We start from the raw sequence: 17548 nt of genomic DNA, 5'->3' as shown, positions 1-17548 counted from the left end.
TGTTGCTTCACGGATAGCGCTGTTGCTTCCAAACGCTGTATCTAATTGCGCAGCCACTCCAACCAAAAGAAAAAGCACCACCTTTTTGGCGATGCCTTTGAAACCTACTTTACTTTTTAACTCTCCGTTGTATCCTGCTGCGATCATGCCAGTTAAATAATCAATGACCGCCATCGTAACTAAGATTTTCAATGTTGCATTCCATCCTCCCAAAAAGTATCCGCAAAATGCTCCGGATGTAGCTATAAATGTTTTCATTAACACATCAATACGATCCATCATTCCACTCCTTTATCAAAAATAAAAAGACCAGCCTATAACTGCTCTTTAGTTTCTCCTGTTGGTTCTTCAGTTGTTGGCGGTTCAACTGGGTCTGTCGGTTGCTCAGGTTCTTTCGGTTCTTCTTTCACTGGGACAACCTGTTTTACATCAATTCGAGAGAAGATATAATCACCAATTACAACCGTAATGGTATTACTATTGTTCAATTGTTCATTTAAGTAGATTGGATCATAATCATTTGTTACAATCTCAATTTCTTTTCCGCCGTTTGTATGAACTTTTAACTTTGTTGTGCCTTCCACAGTTGGTAAATTGATTGGTAAAATACGTTTCACATCAATTCGTTGAATAATAAAATCACCGATAAGCACGGTGATTAAGTCATTACTATTTAATTGTTCATTTAGTACCTGTGCATCGTATGTTTTAGATTGTACAGTGTGTTTTAATCCGCCTTGTGTATGGATTTCGATTGTTTGCATATGTTATCCATCCCTTCTCTATTTTTAATCATTTATCTTAAAACGTGCCGCCACTTCTTGACTGGATAAAAAGTCGCCCCGTAACAGTAGCATTTATTCTAGCTAACTTATTAGGTGTAATTTTAATCTCAACATAACGACCACGCTGAAGTTTGCCGCTATTATCTTTTGCTAAATATGGTACTAAATTAATATCTTGTCCACTCATTGAATCAAGCGGTAATACATTACCATCCACAGTTATTGTTACTTTTGATGGTGTTTCGTTTAATTCAAAAATACCAAACTCAATTTCATGGGTATGATCTGGCAATTGGATATCATGTGTATGATTAGGAATGCTGATATCATGTGTATGGTTTGGAATGCTAATGCTATGACTATGGTCAGGAATACTGATACTATGCGAATGGTCCGGCAATGAAATATCATGTGTATGACTTCCACTGGAACCGTGTGTATAGAAACTAGATCCCGTTCCTTTTGCGTAAAATGAAGCCGCTGTATTTCTTCCGGGATCAGAAAAAGCTGTATACAATCCTATTGTTGTAGGTTCGGCAGGAACAATACCACCACCATGAAACATCTTATGAACATGATCTCCTCCACTACTTGAAGCTTTAACTGTACCACCGCCAGAACTTGTTGAACTAACAGTTGCTCCTCCTGAACTTGTGGAACCTACAGTAGCACCACCAGAACTTGTTGAACCTACAGTAGCACCACCGGAAGATGTTGAAGCAACAACAGCCCCACCTCCTTTAATGGCGCGTTCATACGCCCTGAATCTCAACGTTTCAAATGTCAGTAATAGCTCGTTCACATTCATAACATCATTTGGTATTTGAAACCTTATAACCGCCGGATGCTCAGGGTCACAATTATCTTGGAAGTCCCGACTATCAATATTAGTGCTACCTTGAGCGTAAGTATCATTAACTAATTGCTTTTTCTGCAAATCAGTAATAGTTGCTCCTATATCATCCCGTACATTCCCGATTTCAAATTGTATGTTAGATGGGTCACCATAAATATCAGGCTTCGTTATTTTCATAATTCGCAAATCATCATTCGTGTCAGTGTCCTCGTCATACACACCTACTATTTTCGAAACATCATATTTCACAAGCTTATATGGATCAATAAGCTCATAATCTATACATTCCACAGATACAGTGACCAACGGCTTTTTATACGTATCTAAAAGACCGCCACCAGAAGCTTTAAGGGATTCTGCATCTTCAAACCTTCTGTCAGCCCATATCCTTTTGTGGATGCCGTATTTATCAATAATAGACTGTTCTGCCTGTAAATATGGAACCCCGCCGTTTACTTTCTCAATACCCAGCTGGTTTATACCTTCACCGTACCCAAGCGGATAAATTCGTGTGATTAATCCTGTTGGATCTTCTTCCTTCTCAATCCCTTTTAAGTTCTTCCCATATCGAATAACATCGACCTTTTCATCTGTTGCGCGAACGAGATTAAGGGTAAAGGGATATTTCGTATCGTCCCACGTCCACACATATGATTCGTTAAACGGTTTAGGTACACTTACAAGGGCGTTTAAGAGAGAATCTTCATTTTCCCATGCATAATGAAAATAACGTGTAAACTCAACTGTTCCAAGCTTCCAATGCTTTGTTTCTTGTTGATTGATAAGGTATTGAAGAGCATCCTTTGTCGTCCAATTCGTTAATTGATGGTAACGAAAAAGCACGTCTGAGTGTAAAGTACTCCAAACGTGCTCGCAATTGTATGTTATGCTCTGGTCACTTTCGTTTTTTACCGTTTTTTTAGGATTAATTATGAACTTACCAATATATTTATCGTGATCGTACAATTCAATAAACCGTTTCGGTTTAACTTCTAAACGTTTCGGATCGGTAAGAGGCAATGAAAAGTAACACGTCCACAAATTATTAGTCTCTTTTACATATCCAATTTTATAGGCATTTTCTAAGATAGCCATTAAATTCATATTGATATCAAAAACTCTTATGTGTCGCAATGTATCACCTACTTTCTACGTTTATAGAAAATAAAAAGAGAGACGATTGTCCCTCTTTGTTATCAAAACTATATCTTTTTTATATTCTAGTTAAAAAGATTTCTAATATCTTTATCACTTAAAACAATGCTCAAAATTGCAAATATCTCGTTCATCGAATTAACTACTACATTATTATGCCTTGTTACAGTATACTCATCATTATGATAAATTTTTGGTTCAATTCCTTTTATTTCTAAAGTCTCGATTAATTGTGGAATGTGATCATTATAAGTATTGTCATTATGTGATGTTACAACGTAAACATTTGGTTTACTTATTGAGCATTCAATGACATTTTTTAAGTAATGTGCATAATATTCCTTGTCTTTTTGTGATGGATTTTCAGGAAGAATATAGTCAAGAAATGGCTTATACTTTGAAATCCAACTCCACAAATTAAACTGAGGTACAGCTGTGATAATGTTCGCAGCTCCTAACTCAAATCCAAACATTAAAGCGGCATATCCACCTTTTGAAAAACCAAATGTAGTAATATTCTCTCTTGATATGCCGTATTCAACTATTTTTTTCTTTAAGAATTCTGATACAGCATCTTTAGTATCTAATTTACCATTCAAACCAAGGTAATAATCACCAGCAATTCCGCGATCATCTTTTATATATAACTTTCTACAATTATAAAATCTCAAACCGTCGATCAAGGTATAAGGATACCTTTTTCTTTGATCGTCTGATTTTTCATCACCTAACGATTGAAAAATAACCAAAAGTTTCTGTTTCCCCATGTAATTTTGAACTGGATATGGATCTTCCATATAAGTCAATTCTATACCATTTGAAGCTTTATACTTAACTTCTGTTTTATCACTCATACCTTAGTCTCCCTAATTTTTTTGTGTCGCCCCTCATTCATTCTATTATCTTTTCATTTTTTTTCATATCATTTTATTAAAATGAATAATTATATTTTATTTTGTTTTTAAATTTATCCACTAATATAGAGGATTCCATTTCGTCCCGTCATATCCAAGATGCTTTTTTTGGACTGCATCATATCGGATAGCGCCTTCACGTTCAACTCCCGCCCATCGACCAGCATCCTCAAATACAACCGCTGACACTTCCATTCCGCCTGCTTTCGTCGGGTTACCTACTAATTTAGGTCTGAAGAAATCTGCTTCTCCAAGTCCAACCATACTCGCTTTTCCTGGTTCATATAGTTTAAATTCATTTGAATTATAATAAGCTGATTTACCAATGAATTTTAATCCGTTATTTGTCCGAATTGCTTCAACAGCTAAATTAATTAGTACATTTGCAGAAAAATCATTAACAAATTTAACTTCATCAGCGGTACTGAATTTCAAACAAGCTTTCCACAAGGACCCATTTGATTGTTGTGAAGAAATTTGAAGCCCGTAATTTCGTAAGAATGCTTCATAAACCATATTTACTGCTTTTACGTTTGATTGAATATATAAATCATGTCGATCTAGTCCTTTTAGATGTTCTACATGTTCACCGAAGGTAAGCCCAGTTCCACGCTCCCACTTCTTATTAACTCCAGAGTAATAAATATAATAAATACCATCTATCTTTGTAATACTAGATCGGTATATGCCACGATTATCCCATGTGAATTCTTGATTTGAAGGACTCAATATTTCTTTAGCAATAGAGTAATTCACATTGTCTTTTGATAACGAATGGAATAAACTCATAGTATTCCTATCTTGTCCATCTTTAAAAGCAACAACAGCCATTTCATATCCTTTATCTGTATGAATAACATCTAAATGCCATGGGTTCATTTGACTTTCAAATGGTATATTGATTTCTCTAAAGGTTCCCCAGTTCGTCCCTAAAGCACTTTCTGCATAAATAACTTTATACCCATTACCAACAGCCCACATTTTATACTTATTATCTTCAAAAATAATAGCTGGACTTAAATAGTCTTGTTTATTTCTATCATCTTGCAACGCTACTTCCTTTTGTGACCAGTTCACACCGTTAGTAGAAGTCTTTCTATAAATGGTAACGGTTCCCAGTGAATCATCTACATATCTCCAATACACTTCAATTCTATTGAAGTTCGGGTTGTAGACAATATGGGTATCGCTCTGGTACTGTTTATCAGGTGTCCCCGGTGGTTGTGGCTCCAATGGGTTTTTATATCCTGTAGGTTCTATCCAAGTGATCATATCGTTGCTAGCCAACACATGTGGGTTTTCTTTTGCTTGATCCCCACCAGGATACGGAGTAAATGCCATCCAATAATAGTAACCATTCCACTTTGAACCAAAATTAATGACTTTTGGGTGATATGCTTCAATATCATCATAAGCACTTAATATAGTTAATCGGAACTGTGCGTTTGTAGCGCTTATTTTATTTATTTCACGGTCTTTATAATCTAAGCGATCTTTCAGTGTATCGAATTTCCTTCTTTCTTCATCTACCCTTGCTTGAGCTGCTTCAACAGAAGAATCTCCTTCAATAACAAGTTCATCTAACTGTTTTTTTAAATTATCAGCAATATTGATAGCATTTGTAGAATTATACTCCGCAGTAAATGATTTATTCAGCGCTTCATTCGCATTTGTTATTCCTTGGTTAATCTTCGGATAACCTACTTTCAAGGAATCCGTTGGTAATAATTTAGGCGCATCAGCCATTTATTCCACCACCTTATATATATTTAGCACAGTATTTGAATGCAATGTTTATATTTAGGTTTGAACCGCCTATTCGTATTACATTTGCGCCTGGTTTCAACTCTAACTTTTCTAAATCTCCTTTTAATTGGAATAAGAAATTACTTCCATCTTTAATGGCTGCGTATCTTTCTGCATCAATTACAAATGAAGAATTAGTAAACGTCCCAAAAGAAAAACTCTCGCCATTTATAGTGAGAGTTAAGGATGTTGCGCTTCCCGATATTTCTACTACTGGTCGTGATACTTTCGAACCTGCATTTTTGACACTCAAATTCTGTGATTCGGTTACAACATAAGAAGAATCGCTACCACCAAGAAGAATATCTGACATAAATGGAATGTTATCTCCCCATAATACATCTTCAGTACTTTCCACAATTGAATAAGCATGAGGATCATAAGCTATCATAGGTAATTCAAACTTACCCATACTTAAATACCGCTCGATTGGCATCGAACCACTATATCTGGCCAGATAATACTTATCAGGCTCGTAATCATAAATTAATTTCACTTCTTTTGGTTTCCCATAAGGATCAATAAAGGCAGCCACCATTTTTCTGATAGCTGCCGCTAATTCAAATCTATTTTCTTGCGGTTTAACAAGTAAAGGTAGGTTAAACTCCATAGGTTCTAAATCCGAACCAAAGTAATAAGCACCAGGACGACCAGGGATAGAAACTGTGTAGTTACGAACTGGTGGAGCTGCTGGATGTTGAAATTCTGGTAAAAGAGCTAGTTTTAGTTCACTAAGTTTTTTCCCATCTATCGTTAAACTCATAGTTTTTACACCTGCCTTCCTGATCCTGTTATAAATTTCCCTAATTCTCTTGCTATTTTTTGTATATCAGCTTCTTCTCTAACCACAAATGTGGAGCCTCTGAGCATATCAGCAAAGTTGTATGAAATAATATCACCTGATTGCTTCGCTGTATTGCCTTCCACACTATTATTATTTGTATTCCCTTTTAGTGCCTGCGAACTATTTGACATACTTCTATAAACTCCACTCATAACGCCTTTTAAATCAGCTAATTGATTCATAGAATTAGCCATTGTACGACTCATATCGCCTACGAGTTGTCCCATAGTTCCTGTAATACCTAAAGACCTTTCGGAAGATGATAACGGCGTTACTGTGATAGAACTACCACGTTTTGTGAATAACTCCGGGCCAGCTTCTCCGGCTATGAATGATCCATTCCCTACAGGTCTACCGCCTGTTGCTAACATAGGAATTGTTGGAATACTAGGTGAAGAACCACCAAATCCTGGAACCCAATCTGGAATAGAAATACCATTAATCCCCTTAATCACTCCATTGATTAATGAAATTACGGCATTCAGCGGTGCTTTTGCAGCTAATTTAATACCCTCAAAAATCCCACCAAAAATTTTAACAACGCCGCCCCATGCTTTTTCCCAATCCCCTGTGAACACACCTGAAATGAAATCGATAATACCATTAAGAATTGGTTTTAAAACATTATCCCACACTGTTTTTATCCCGCTAAATGCATCACCAACAACGCTACTGATAGCAGTAAATACAAATTTGAAGGCTGGTAAAAGAATATTTTGGATGATACTGCCAATAACCGAAAATACAGGAGATAATATTTCATTCCATACACGTTGAATAATCGTAAATGCATCTTTAACAATTTCTTTAATGATTGTAAATCCTTGTTCAAATACAGGTTTTAAGGTTTCATTGATTATAGCTACTATTTGGTCAACTGTAGGTTTCAAATATTCATTGTATACGGCCATTATTTGATCGCCGAATAATATTAATATGGCTATTACAGCCGCTATCGCTGTGATCACTAAAGTAATTGGACTTGTCAAAACAGCCATAACTCCTGCAAAGGTTAATGCTTGGGTTGTTACTAACAAAAGTACTGGGGTTAATGCTGCAAGTGCCGCCATTACAATTCCAATTGCTGTAGCGATTACAGTAATAGTCGCTGCTAAAGTAGGGTTATTCTGAATCCATTCGGCAATTTTACCCACAACTTGCGCAATAACCATTAGGACAGGTTCAAGTGCTATTTTTAAATCTGCCATAGCCTGTTGCATCATTACGGCTGGATTTGCATCCATCTTTTTGACAGATTCATTTAATTGGTCTTGATTATTTTTAAAATCTATTGTTTTTTGTGAAGCACCAATCAAGGTATTAGTTATATTTTGACCTTGATCTTCATACATAGTTGCTAGAACCTTAACTCCCACTTGGTTCTTTTTAATAGGGTCTTCTATTCCTTCAATCGCTTTAGCTACTTCTACCATGGCTTGCGAGCCTTCACTTCCGCCTTTAGCGACAGATGCTCCCCACTTTTCTATTTGTTCTGCGGCAATCCCAGAACCAGCAAGCGCTTCTTTTAAAGCTTTATCTGCTCCTTGAGAAAATTCAGCTAGTTTGATCCGTCCTTCTTTTAACCCGTCTAAGAGATTATCAATCATTTATATTCAACGTGATTCGCAAAGTCACGCCCGTTCTGTTATGAACTGCTATACGTCACCGCATAGATTAGACTATATCTTCAACTCTTTGAGTTGCTCCCCGTTTCGAGTGTCATTTGCTTACACCCTACGTCTTTCGACTAGTCGTTGCACGTTCCTTAATTAAAAGGCTTCGCTCAGTATTGTCTCATTTGAGAGTTTCACTGAATTAGAGGAGTTTGTCATTGTATGTCGCCATACAAGGGAACTATAATCTAATTCCAACTACCTGTTTCAACGCCTGCTTCCATAATTGCTTGGACTTCTTCAGCTTTAAAGCCTGCACGAGTCAGCTGACTTCCGTATTCGGCAATGATATCTAGTTGCTCTGGTGGAAATCCCATTTTTAACAACGCATCAACCATACCAAGTGCACTTTCTTGAGTTATCCCTAATTCGTTTCCTATTTCGTATGTTTCTTGAATTAACTCTGTGTAGTCTATGCCCTCATAAGCTTGAGATATAACGGCTGCTCCTTTGGCAATTGCTGCATTCGTTTCGTCGCTTACATCTTTATTTAAAGCCCATTGTCTACGTACACCCTCTAAAGATGCTGCTGTATCAACTCCATACGCTTCTACACTTCTAACTGCTGCTTCCACAGATTTCTTTGATTCTTCCGGGACATTAAAAGTTATATCAATCTTTGTCTTTAATTTAGAAGTATCAAGTGCGGTTTCTAGTGTTTTACCTATACCAGCACCAGCTGCACCAGCTGCTAACACGTTTTCTATTTCAATCTTTAAATCATTAACTTCATTTCCTGCTTTTTTTGCTTCTTTCGCGACGTTATTTAGTTCTTGTTTTACAGATTTTAAAGAAGCCCCATCATCCACAGATGACAGAGCTTTTTTCATTTTATCTATATCAGCACTAGCGCCAAGTGCTTCTTTGCCGATTTTACTTATAGCATCATCAAGTTGTTTACTTGTGGCTGTTCCACTTATAATTGCATTCACAAGACGATTCCCTAATGCTCCTGCAAAATCGTCAACACTTTTTCCTGTAGCATGGAATAAAGTTTCTAACTGTCTGGTTGATCTTGCTACATTTTCTTGCTCAGCTTTCATGTTTCCGAGTTTGTTTTTTAAGCCATTAAGTGACCCTTCTGTAAATTCAATTTCACGCCTAAATGCTCGATACTGTTCTTCTGAAATTTTTCCGTTTTGGAATTGCGCTTGAACTTGTTGTTCTGCTGCCTTTAATTTATCTAGTTTTTGAGTGGTATTTTCAATTTGCTGCGTGAGTAATTTTTGTTTTTGAGCTAAAGCTTCAACATTACCTGGATTGAACTTCAAGAGTCGTTCAACATCTTTTAACTCTTTAGCTACGGCCTCACTTTGTTTGTTAACATCTTTTAAGGCATTTTGTAACGGTTGAGTATTTCCGCCGATTTCAATCGTAATTCCTTTAATTCTTCCTCCTGCCATAATCTCACCTCTCTTTCTTAGAAGGCGTTAAAGTCTTCTTGAGTAGCTTTTCTTGATTTTTTATCTTCTTTATCTGGATTATTAATCTGAACAAATTCTTCGATATAATCTATACAGTCACCAATCGTCATTACTTCTAGATCTTCACTCGTTAATTTAGATAAATAACAAAGAGCAAGAAACGTATCAGTAGAAAACTCGCCATCAACGTCTTGCTCTTGTCCATCTTCATTTATTTTTTTTTTGATTGAACAGTACTTTTAATTAAGTCTTGAATTTCATTAATAATTTCAGCAATTGGGAACTCCTCAAATGTATCAAGCCATGTTAATGGATCCGGAATCTCTTTATCTGCTGTTTTAGCAAATACCCAAACTAAATCGTAAATAACTTCGAAATCTAATTTACTTAGATCACTGTTAGAAAAGTCTACTTGGTCGCTTTCAGATGAAATAACAGCAGAAAGTACTCCTAAACCTAGCATATCCGCTAATAAATCACGCTTAAATTGAGATTTATATCTTTTAGCTGTACCGCCAGTACTTTTTAAACGAACGTCTTTCCCATCAATTACAATTGTTTTTTCCATCTAATTATGCCCCCACAACTTTCTCATATACTTTTGTATACCAATCATCATAAGTTTTCGCTGGTGTACCAACTGTTGTTGATGTCTTAACTTTATAATTAACCGGATGTTGTGCTGCTACGAATGATAATTCTGTTGTATTTGGTTCAGTTTTATCACTCTTTGTGGAAGAGTTAGCACCAGGACGTGATACGGATACGTTATAAAGTACATGACGTGTTGCCTTCACATCGCCATCAAACTCAAACATAAGGGCGATTTTCTTGAATTTCGCATTTGAAACCTCTGTAAGAACTTTGTCTACTTCATCTAAAACTTCACCTAAAACTTCAGTGCGGAATGCTTCGGTAATATTGGCAATAGTTAGTGTACCTTCATAACCTTGGTTGCTTGATTCAGTGTAGTAGTTGCTATCGTCTGCGTAAAAATCTGTTTGTTCACCTTTAGGCTCTAACTTCATTTCAACCGCACCAGGTAGCTTAGCTGGTGTACCATATGTGATTTTTCCAGTCTCATCTTCAGAAATGACACTATAATGTACTTTCTTTAGACCAAAAACAACTTTATTCTCAGGCATTTATATCAACCTCGTTTCATATATTTTTTGATACATTTTTTCGGATTCAATAGGCCCCTCTATTTGCGATTCATAAGGAATTTCACAATCATCTAGGACTTTTTCGAGTTTGGCTTCTGCAGCTAAATCTTTTTTAGTTGTGTAAAGCTCTATACTTAAATCATTTATCTTGTGATATACCATGTTGTCAGCCATTAAATTCGCTGAACCATCAGCAATAAAACAAATATATGGCGGTTTCGGTACTGGATTATTTGGTAAGGCTGTGAAATGCGAATACGCCACAGGATAACCTGTAGCATCAAGGATTTTCTTTAATTCAATTAAATTCATTGTTGAATCGCCCTTTCAACTCGCTCTACAAATTCATTTATTGCTTTTTCTTCAGCTGGAGCAATATGGACTTGAGCCGGTACACGTCCGCCATTTTCTTTTGCATGTCCTTTTTCTAACAAGTGTGTAAGTTGCGGTTTTAACGCATTATGAACAACAATTGCATTACCAACTTTCTTCTTACGCCATCCTTTACGATACTTACCTGTATTCTTTGGGCTTTTTCGTTGTAACTCATCCACAAGATTCTTTGAAACTTCTTCTTTAGCCACTTCAAGGTCCTCTTCTACTAAATGAGTGTATCTTTGTAATTCCCTTGTAATTTCACTAGTAAAATCGTTAATACTAGCCACCAGCTTTCACCTCACAATAAAGCTCGATTTTTTCATCATCTCTTTCATACATGCGGTAAATGCTGTATTCTTTATCTCGATACTTTACTTTTCGTTCATCTTGGTAATCCAAGATATGAACAATCAATACATGACTAGCTTTGATATTACTTTGCCCAGCCTGAAAGAATTCTGATTGCGGGACAGATTTCTTTTTACAAAATACTTGTCTACTAAACGTTTCTTTTTCTTCTTTTTGCCCTAATTCATCCTCAACAATTGTAACGATTGGAAAAAATAGAATATCGTTCATTTGTAATCACCTGCTAATGTTAGGTGATTTTTGAGCATGTTATAAGATAATTGAAAGCGTTCTGCTTCTTTTGCATCTAGAATAAAATTAGCTTTTACATAAGTGATAATTGCTCGTTTAATAAGTGGATCAGTATCCACACTCGCTTTTATAGAAGAAACGCCCGACAACATTAAATCATGCCAGGCCGCTTCTATTAAATCTGAAATTTCATTATCAAGAGCGTTATGTGAAATACGCAATGCTTTCTTTACAACATCAAGCATCTTTTTTCACCGTTTTCTTAGGTGGTGGACTTAAATGTCCTTCTTTAACTAAAAAGGCGATACGTTTAGAATAAACTGATTCGTACATATCACCTTCTGAATAGCCTGTTTGTGTATCTTTATCGATAAATGGCTTAATAACTAAGCTTTTCATCTGTTATCAGCTCCTTAAACTGCCGCTGCTTTCTTAAGAACTACAAGAGAGTTCACATTAACTGCTTTACCATCAACAACCATAATTGCTTTTGTAACCATGTCGTCAGTTTCGTTATCTTCATATTTTTTAACACCCATTTGATAATTAGTGTTAAGAAGATAATCACTGAAGTTGAATAAGAAAGCAAATGGTTTGCCAGTTGCTGCAGTAGTGAAACTATCAATATAGTTGCAAAGTACAACTTGACGTCCTAATAAAACTCGTTCTGCTTTACCATTAATACCGTAATTCGTTCTCGCAATAGGCTGTCCGCTTGTATCTACCATCCCAGCAAACGACATAAACGTTTTCTTTGTCATGCACCAAACAGCACCATCTTCATATTCAAGTGGTAATGCTGCTTCTGCATCAACCAATGTTTTATACTCAACTTTAGCAACATCTAATGCTTGTCCTACAACAGGTGTTTCAGCCAAGATGCCTTTTGGTTGTCCAGTTCCAGTGCCATTGATAATTGATTGTTCAATTGCTTTTGTCATTGCTTCCACAACGTTATTGATTAAAGTAGATTCAAATACCGCTAGAGCCATAGTGTCAACCTCTAATGATACTGCTACTGCACAACGAAGTTTATTGTAGTTAAATGTGATAGCACCTGTTGTTTTCTTTTGCTTATCACTTCCAGCACTTTCAGCTACCCATGAAGCTACTGGTTTAACAGAAGAAATCGGAACACTTACTCCGCCTTTAATAGCTGTACGAGTAACTAATGGAAGAATCATTCCTACAGCTTCGATTTTTTCCACAATCTTATCTAATACAGTTTGTGGAATAACAGAACCAACATCGCCTGTTTTTGTAACAGCACTTGCACGTAGTTCATTTGGAATATTTTCACCGTTTAATACGTAATTCATGAAAGCATTACGATATTCAAGAGAATTCGTACCAAGTTCACGCTGCTCATTTAGTGGATCTGTATTAAAAGTTTCAATTTTATGAGTACCAGGTGCATTTCCCTCATTAATAGACCTTGCTTCCTTTAACAGTTGTTCACGTTTTTCAATTGCGGCTAATTGCTCATTGATTTCTCTTAATTCTTTTTCGATATCATTTAAATTATCGATAGAACGAGTTTCATCACCTAGCAACTCACTAATTTCAGATTTACGTTTTAATAATTGTTCTTTATTCATTTTAAGTTTCCACCTTTTTATAATAATGTTTGTAAATAAAGTCTTTTACGCTTTTCCGAGCGGTTTCTTTCTTCTGTAAAATGTTTATAAGGATCATATCCCCTGGCACTTACCTCTGAATCTGGATAGGCTGGAAAAGCAACAGCACTTACTTCTAATAGCTTTGCTTTCGTAACAGTTCGTAGCATGAGATCATCATCTGGTTCTTCAATATCCTGGTTTATCATGCTAAATCCAAAGGAAACACCATCGACATCTCCACGTTTAATAGATTCATAGGTATCATTGGCTAATGTTGTGTTCGGTAAATCCAATTCGAATCGTAAACCAACCGCATCCTCGCTTAAACGCAAGGTATTATTTTTAGTTCTGCCTAGAACCTTTGATGTATCATGGGACCATAAAAAACGTTGGTCATCATTTTGCAATGACTCTGTAAATGCTCCATTTTTGAATTGTTCACGGAACTTACGATAATAACCCATTACTAAAGATTTCTTTTCCCACTTCACAGCGTAACCAGTTAGAGTTCGATTACCGTTGTCATCTTCTCTAATTTCAATCTTCTGTGTTACTATTTCCCTCATTTCCGTCTTGTCCATTCTTCTCACCTCTTCCACCAGTAACATTTCCATCTTTAACTAATGCTGTATCTAATCTTCTTATTGGCTTATCCCCACCTTCAATCGGGCCCAATGAAAGAATAGAACGCCATTCATTTGGTAACATTGCTCCCCTATCGACCATTTGAACTAAATTCATTTTTGTTGACATGGAAGCGTATTGAAGACTTGCTGCTTCAAAGATTATCTTGTTACCAAATCCACGTTCACGACGTGAAAAAAGCTTCCTGGTAAATTCTCCAGCAAGCTGCATCGCCAATGGCTCAATTTCAGATTCATAGTAAGCATTCCATTCATCCTCTGTGTACTTACTTTGTATAATTTTTTCATTTGTATTAAAGAAGTTATAAATCCTTTGTGTCGTTTCATGCATTTGCTTAGAATCTGGAACAAAAGCTTCTGGTTTGACCTGCTCTAAATCATAACGAGGATCGGATGAAGCCGCTCCACCATTCTCATTATCAATACTCAAGTAATTCTTTTTGAAATTTTGAACTTGCATATCAATGTCTTCTTGCTTTAAAACTGATTTAAATTTTAATATCCATTTCACTACCGCACTATTTTTAATTGCTTTCACAATTCCTTGATCAGTAGTTGTAACAATGTCCATTAATGAAGATAATGATTTACCTGGATGTTCACCAAAAAAATCATCTTTGTTAAAATCTTTTCTAAGATGGATAACATCGACATAAGGAACAGTCATTCTCTTGCCGTTTTTAAAGTAGAAAGTTAGAAAAATATCACCTTCTACCCCTTCTACAACTTCCACAGTTACACATGGTATAGGATAAATTTCTGCTGGAAAACCAAGCTCATCACGCTTTATATAAGCGAATGCATTATGATTTAATTCTAATTGTACAGTCATTTTTTCTTGAAATATTTGACCCGTCATTAACGGATTTGGCTCTTCTAAAATAAATCTAATATACGGCTCTGGATTTACTTTAAATTCATTTGAATTGTCCCTTATATGCTTAGCAACTAATTTACCAACAGCCTTCGCTTTTGGACGTATACATGCTCTGATAATATCACTCTGATAGATATCTCCATTCCACGCAAAAAAGCCCCCTCCATTGTCGTTTATCATTTCAAAACGAGTTGTAGTAGGCGGTTGTTTCTTTCCGAATACCTTGTTAAATAACCCCAATTTCTCACCTCCCTTAAATCATATTTAGATAATCATTTCGTTTCTCTTGAAGTACCACATATGCATTTAAAAGTGCTGCGGTTCCATCAATCCTTCTACGTTGATTATTTGTTTTGTTCGGCTGTATATTAAGGTTCTTATCAACATCAATGGCTGTATTCGATAAACACCATTTATCAATGCTGTTATTGTTGTAATTTACTAATTTAGACTCTAAATCTGCTCCTAATAATTTCATAGGACTAGAAAGGGTTTGTTTGCCCTGGGCAACTGGAATCATTGCTTCTTTGCCAAAGTAGCCTTCCATTTCCTCCACCCAATATTTTGCGGACCATCTATCATAACCGATCCACGGAATATAAATACCGTATTCATCACGTATTTCTAAAAACCATTCAGTCACAAATTTATAATGCACTGAGTTGCCTGGTGTCGTTCTTAATAATCCTTGTTCCTCCCATAAGTTATAGGGGATTTTATCCTCTTTACTTCTTTGCTCAAGCAAATCTTCAGGAAGCCAATACATTTGTAAGACATAGACATGTGGATCGTTTGGAAGCATAAAAATAACCTTCGCTGCGGTTAAATCGGTTGTTGAAGATAAATCACAACCACCAATCCCATAAGAAGGCTTTAATTTTTCTATATCAAAGATAGCTTTATTATTTAATTGTTCAAATGTTAACCAAGCTTCTGTACTTGTTTCACGAATATTAAAATCTTTTGTTAATAAGTTTTTAGCTAATAACGAATTTGCTTTTGCTTTATTTACTTTTGTTTCAAGTTGATCCGTCTTTTTTATCGTACCTAAACCAGGATTAGCTTTTGCCCATTTAGTATTATCAGTCCATTCATCTCTTTTATCCAATTCATATATAATCGGCAAGAAACGATCATCTTTATAACCATCTGGATCATCTAAACCATTTAAAAGCATCTCTGCTTCTTCATATTTCATATCATAAACAGATTCACGAATGGTTCCAGCTGTTGTAATCATAAATATCATTGGTTGTTCCCTTGAAGAAGTACCATCCACTATAACGTCATATAGATTCTTATCTTTCCAAGCATGTATTTCATCCATCATCGCTCCATGAACATTAAGACCATCAAGTGTTTCTGAATCACTTCCCAAAGGTTTAAACGTACTATCATTAAAATCTGCGTTCAATTCACGAACAAGAGGTTTAATTCGCTTTAATAATACGGGAGATTTCTTAACCATCCTTTTGGCATCTAACCAAACTAATTTTGCTTGGTCTAATTTAGTAGCAACTGCATAAATTTCTGCACCAGGTTCTCCATCGGCTACTTGTAAGTACAATCCAATCCCAGAAGCAATAGTTGATTTTCCGTTTTTACGCGCCACAATTAAAAGCACTTCTCTATACTTTCTTGTACCGTCAATCTTATGAACAAATCCAAATGAAGCTGCTAAAAATGCTTTTTGCCAAATCTCCAATTCAATTGGCTTGCCGCCCCATCTACCTTTTGAGTGTTTGCAAAAATTCTCAATGAATTCTATTACATGATTCGCTTTCTTAGCATCATACTCAAATACAGAAGAAGTATCATACACATCGTCAACAAGCTTCTTATATATTTGCCTAACTTTATTAGATACAATTACTTCTCCAGATTCGATTTGATTGTAATACTCAATGATTGGATTATAAGTTAACGGGTATTGCTTTCTTACTCGTTTACTCATTTATCAGCCACGAATTCATCAAATCCATCATCCTCTTCTTTAGGTTGCTCTTTTGGTAACAAATCTGTTAATTGCTTCATGACCTGGACATGATTTTTTATCATAGTATTGTATACTTCTACTGCTGAGGATTTCTTAATACCATATTGATTCGCTCCATTTTGATATTGTTCCGTAACACCATTCTTATTAATTTCTTCTTGTAAATCCTCTAAAGTGACAGCCATAAAAGCAGCATTTTTTATGAGTGAAGAAACAGCCCTTTTTTTCTTCGGATCTAAATTCTTCAATAAACTGTTTAATCGCGTCATTTCTCTCTTAATTCGTTTTTCTTTTTCTATATCTAGATTATCACTCATAAAATTCCACTCCTTTCATGACCACACCCCCTATAGAAATAGCTCGTGTGTTACGTGAAGCTCCCCTCTCGGACCCCTATAGACTCTTTATTTATTTTTGAAAAGGGGGGGATTGGTTCCTTTTGTTCCTGATTCTTTTCTGCTAATAGTTCTTTAGTTAACGCTTGACCATTACTCAGCATCCTATTCCCTCCTAATCAAATCACCATTCTCATCAAACATTACATCTTCTCTAATCAATACAGCTTTACCAAACGTCTTAGTGTTATGACAAGGTAAGCATAAGTATTGTAGGTTCTCATGATTCAATGTGATATCTGGATTGTCTATAGTCTCTGGCGTTATCTCAATAATATGGTCAACGATGTATCCAGGTTCTTCAGTACAATGCTCACACATACCATCTAATGTTGTAGCTATGTATGATTCTCTACACTTTTTCCATGCTGTAGACTTATAAAACTTCTTTGCGTATTCTTTTGCCATCTTTCACC

General features: G+C 35.9%; 22 protein-coding genes and 1 pseudogene. All 23 read right to left on the bottom strand.

Annotation, left to right across the window (positions count from 1 at the left end):
* The coding region (locus U860_RS0112490; protein WP_025148788.1) for a phage holin family protein at positions 1 to 279 on the bottom strand (279 nt) is incomplete at its 3' end.
* Positions 280 to 314: 35 nt separating this feature from the next.
* Positions 315 to 764 carry a hypothetical protein gene (locus U860_RS0112485; protein WP_025148787.1) on the bottom strand — a complete coding sequence of 150 codons (450 nt, stop codon included), beginning with the start codon at positions 762 to 764 and terminating at the stop codon, positions 315 to 317.
* A gap of 37 nt (positions 765 to 801) precedes the next feature.
* The gene (locus tag U860_RS0112480; RefSeq protein WP_025148786.1) at positions 802 to 2775 is read right to left on the bottom strand and encodes a phage tail spike protein; all 1974 of its coding nucleotides are present in this window, start codon (positions 2773 to 2775) and stop codon (positions 802 to 804) included.
* 86 nt (positions 2776 to 2861) lie between these two features.
* A complete protein-coding gene (locus U860_RS0112475; RefSeq protein WP_025148785.1) occupies positions 2862 to 3650 on the bottom strand; it encodes a hypothetical protein in 789 nt (262 codons plus the stop codon).
* 120 nt (positions 3651 to 3770) lie between these two features.
* Positions 3771 to 5456, bottom strand: a complete 1686-nt coding sequence (locus tag U860_RS32430) for a hypothetical protein (RefSeq protein WP_025148784.1) — start codon at positions 5454 to 5456, stop codon at positions 3771 to 3773.
* A 13-nt stretch (positions 5457 to 5469) separates the two neighbouring features.
* Complete coding sequence (locus tag U860_RS0112465) at positions 5470 to 6279, bottom strand: distal tail protein Dit (RefSeq protein ID WP_025148783.1); 810 nt, start codon at positions 6277 to 6279, stop codon at positions 5470 to 5472.
* A 5-nt stretch (positions 6280 to 6284) separates the two neighbouring features.
* Positions 6285 to 7967, bottom strand: coding sequence for a hypothetical protein (locus U860_RS0112460; protein ID WP_029952957.1), 1683 nt, complete (start codon positions 7965 to 7967; stop codon positions 6285 to 6287).
* Between the two features lie 257 nt (positions 7968 to 8224).
* Positions 8225 to 9436 (bottom strand): annotated as a pseudogene (locus U860_RS0112455) (replication protein); the annotation flags it as partial.
* 17 nt (positions 9437 to 9453) lie between these two features.
* Positions 9454 to 9672: a hypothetical protein gene (locus tag U860_RS36365; RefSeq protein ID WP_240184463.1), complete on the bottom strand. Its 219-nt coding sequence runs from the start codon at positions 9670 to 9672 to the stop codon at positions 9454 to 9456.
* Positions 9669 to 10025: a hypothetical protein gene (locus U860_RS0112445; RefSeq protein ID WP_002171685.1), complete on the bottom strand. Its 357-nt coding sequence runs from the start codon at positions 10023 to 10025 to the stop codon at positions 9669 to 9671. Before U860_RS0112445 ends, U860_RS36365 begins: the two co-directional genes overlap by 4 nt.
* A gap of 4 nt (positions 10026 to 10029) precedes the next feature.
* On the bottom strand, positions 10030 to 10602 hold the full coding sequence (locus U860_RS0112440) for a major tail protein (protein ID WP_025148781.1): 573 nt from the start codon (positions 10600 to 10602) through the stop codon (positions 10030 to 10032).
* Positions 10603 to 10935, bottom strand: a complete 333-nt coding sequence (locus tag U860_RS0112435; RefSeq protein ID WP_025148780.1) for a hypothetical protein — start codon at positions 10933 to 10935, stop codon at positions 10603 to 10605.
* Positions 10932 to 11288, bottom strand: a complete 357-nt coding sequence (locus U860_RS0112430) for an HK97 gp10 family phage protein (protein ID WP_025148779.1) — start codon at positions 11286 to 11288, stop codon at positions 10932 to 10934. Before U860_RS0112430 ends, U860_RS0112435 begins: the two co-directional genes overlap by 4 nt.
* Positions 11281 to 11580 carry a phage head closure protein gene (locus U860_RS0112425; protein WP_025148778.1) on the bottom strand — a complete coding sequence of 100 codons (300 nt, stop codon included), beginning with the start codon at positions 11578 to 11580 and terminating at the stop codon, positions 11281 to 11283. The genes U860_RS0112430 and U860_RS0112425 overlap by 8 nt, the downstream gene beginning before the upstream one ends.
* Entirely contained in the window at positions 11577 to 11846 is a 270-nt protein-coding gene (locus tag U860_RS0112420; RefSeq protein ID WP_025148777.1) for a head-tail connector protein, read from the bottom strand. Before U860_RS0112420 ends, U860_RS0112425 begins: the two co-directional genes overlap by 4 nt.
* Positions 11839 to 12000: a hypothetical protein gene (locus tag U860_RS35620; RefSeq protein ID WP_162790998.1), complete on the bottom strand. Its 162-nt coding sequence runs from the start codon at positions 11998 to 12000 to the stop codon at positions 11839 to 11841. Before U860_RS35620 ends, U860_RS0112420 begins: the two co-directional genes overlap by 8 nt.
* A 14-nt stretch (positions 12001 to 12014) precedes the next feature.
* Positions 12015 to 13199, bottom strand: coding sequence for a phage major capsid protein (locus U860_RS0112410; RefSeq protein WP_025148776.1), 1185 nt, complete (start codon positions 13197 to 13199; stop codon positions 12015 to 12017).
* 17 nt (positions 13200 to 13216) lie between these two features.
* Positions 13217 to 13801, bottom strand: coding sequence for an HK97 family phage prohead protease (locus tag U860_RS0112405; RefSeq protein WP_025148775.1), 585 nt, complete (start codon positions 13799 to 13801; stop codon positions 13217 to 13219).
* Positions 13758 to 14981, bottom strand: coding sequence for a phage portal protein (locus U860_RS0112400; RefSeq protein WP_025148774.1), 1224 nt, complete (start codon positions 14979 to 14981; stop codon positions 13758 to 13760). Before U860_RS0112400 ends, U860_RS0112405 begins: the two co-directional genes overlap by 44 nt.
* Before the next feature lie 13 nt (positions 14982 to 14994).
* Positions 14995 to 16695, bottom strand: a complete 1701-nt coding sequence (locus U860_RS0112395) for a terminase TerL endonuclease subunit (RefSeq protein ID WP_025148773.1) — start codon at positions 16693 to 16695, stop codon at positions 14995 to 14997.
* Positions 16692 to 17054 (bottom strand): hypothetical protein, encoded by a 363-nt coding sequence (locus tag U860_RS0112390; RefSeq protein WP_025148772.1) that lies wholly within the window; start codon positions 17052 to 17054, stop codon positions 16692 to 16694. The genes U860_RS0112395 and U860_RS0112390 overlap by 4 nt, the downstream gene beginning before the upstream one ends.
* 50 nt (positions 17055 to 17104) lie before the next feature.
* Positions 17105 to 17236 carry a hypothetical protein gene (locus U860_RS36835; RefSeq protein WP_275887051.1) on the bottom strand — a complete coding sequence of 44 codons (132 nt, stop codon included), beginning with the start codon at positions 17234 to 17236 and terminating at the stop codon, positions 17105 to 17107.
* 1 nt (position 17237) lies between these two features.
* Entirely contained in the window at positions 17238 to 17540 is a 303-nt protein-coding gene (locus tag U860_RS0112380) for an HNH endonuclease signature motif containing protein (protein ID WP_025148771.1), read from the bottom strand.
* Positions 17541 to 17548 lie beyond the last annotated feature (8 nt).

This window comes from Bacillus sp. H1a (assembly GCF_000633475.1).
GTDB classification, from domain to species: domain Bacteria; phylum Bacillota; class Bacilli; order Bacillales; family Bacillaceae_G; genus Bacillus_A; species Bacillus_A paramycoides.
Note: the sequence above shows the minus strand (reverse complement) of the source record. Positions and strands in the feature narration are given on the sequence as shown.

Bases quoted from the DNA above. Each gene is read 5' to 3' on its own strand.
- U860_RS0112485 (WP_025148787.1), bottom strand. From the start codon at position 764: ATGCAAACAATCGAAATCCATACACAAGGCGGATTAAAACACACTGTA.
- U860_RS0112475 (WP_025148785.1), bottom strand. From the start codon at position 3,650: ATGAGTGATAAAACAGAAGTTAAGTATAAAGCTTCAAATGGTATAGAA.
- U860_RS32430 (WP_025148784.1), bottom strand. From the start codon at position 5,456: ATGGCTGATGCGCCTAAATTATTACCAACGGATTCCTTGAAAGTAGGT.
- U860_RS0112465 (WP_025148783.1), bottom strand. From the start codon at position 6,279: ATGAGTTTAACGATAGATGGGAAAAAACTTAGTGAACTAAAACTAGCT.
- U860_RS0112460 (WP_029952957.1), bottom strand. From the start codon at position 7,967: ATGATTGATAATCTCTTAGACGGGTTAAAAGAAGGACGGATCAAACTA.
- U860_RS0112445 (WP_002171685.1), bottom strand. From the start codon at position 10,025: ATGGAAAAAACAATTGTAATTGATGGGAAAGACGTTCGTTTAAAAAGT.
- U860_RS0112440 (WP_025148781.1), bottom strand. From the start codon at position 10,602: ATGCCTGAGAATAAAGTTGTTTTTGGTCTAAAGAAAGTACATTATAGT.
- U860_RS0112435 (WP_025148780.1), bottom strand. From the start codon at position 10,935: ATGAATTTAATTGAATTAAAGAAAATCCTTGATGCTACAGGTTATCCT.
- U860_RS0112425 (WP_025148778.1), bottom strand. From the start codon at position 11,580: ATGAACGATATTCTATTTTTTCCAATCGTTACAATTGTTGAGGATGAA.
- U860_RS0112420 (WP_025148777.1), bottom strand. From the start codon at position 11,846: ATGCTTGATGTTGTAAAGAAAGCATTGCGTATTTCACATAACGCTCTT.
- U860_RS35620 (WP_162790998.1), bottom strand. From the start codon at position 12,000: ATGAAAAGCTTAGTTATTAAGCCATTTATCGATAAAGATACACAAACA.
- U860_RS0112410 (WP_025148776.1), bottom strand. From the start codon at position 13,199: ATGAATAAAGAACAATTATTAAAACGTAAATCTGAAATTAGTGAGTTG.
- U860_RS0112405 (WP_025148775.1), bottom strand. From the start codon at position 13,801: ATGGACAAGACGGAAATGAGGGAAATAGTAACACAGAAGATTGAAATT.
- U860_RS0112395 (WP_025148773.1), bottom strand. From the start codon at position 16,695: ATGAGTAAACGAGTAAGAAAGCAATACCCGTTAACTTATAATCCAATC.
- U860_RS0112390 (WP_025148772.1), bottom strand. From the start codon at position 17,054: ATGAGTGATAATCTAGATATAGAAAAAGAAAAACGAATTAAGAGAGAA.
- U860_RS36835 (WP_275887051.1), bottom strand. From the start codon at position 17,236: ATGCTGAGTAATGGTCAAGCGTTAACTAAAGAACTATTAGCAGAAAAG.
- U860_RS0112380 (WP_025148771.1), bottom strand. From the start codon at position 17,540: ATGGCAAAAGAATACGCAAAGAAGTTTTATAAGTCTACAGCATGGAAA.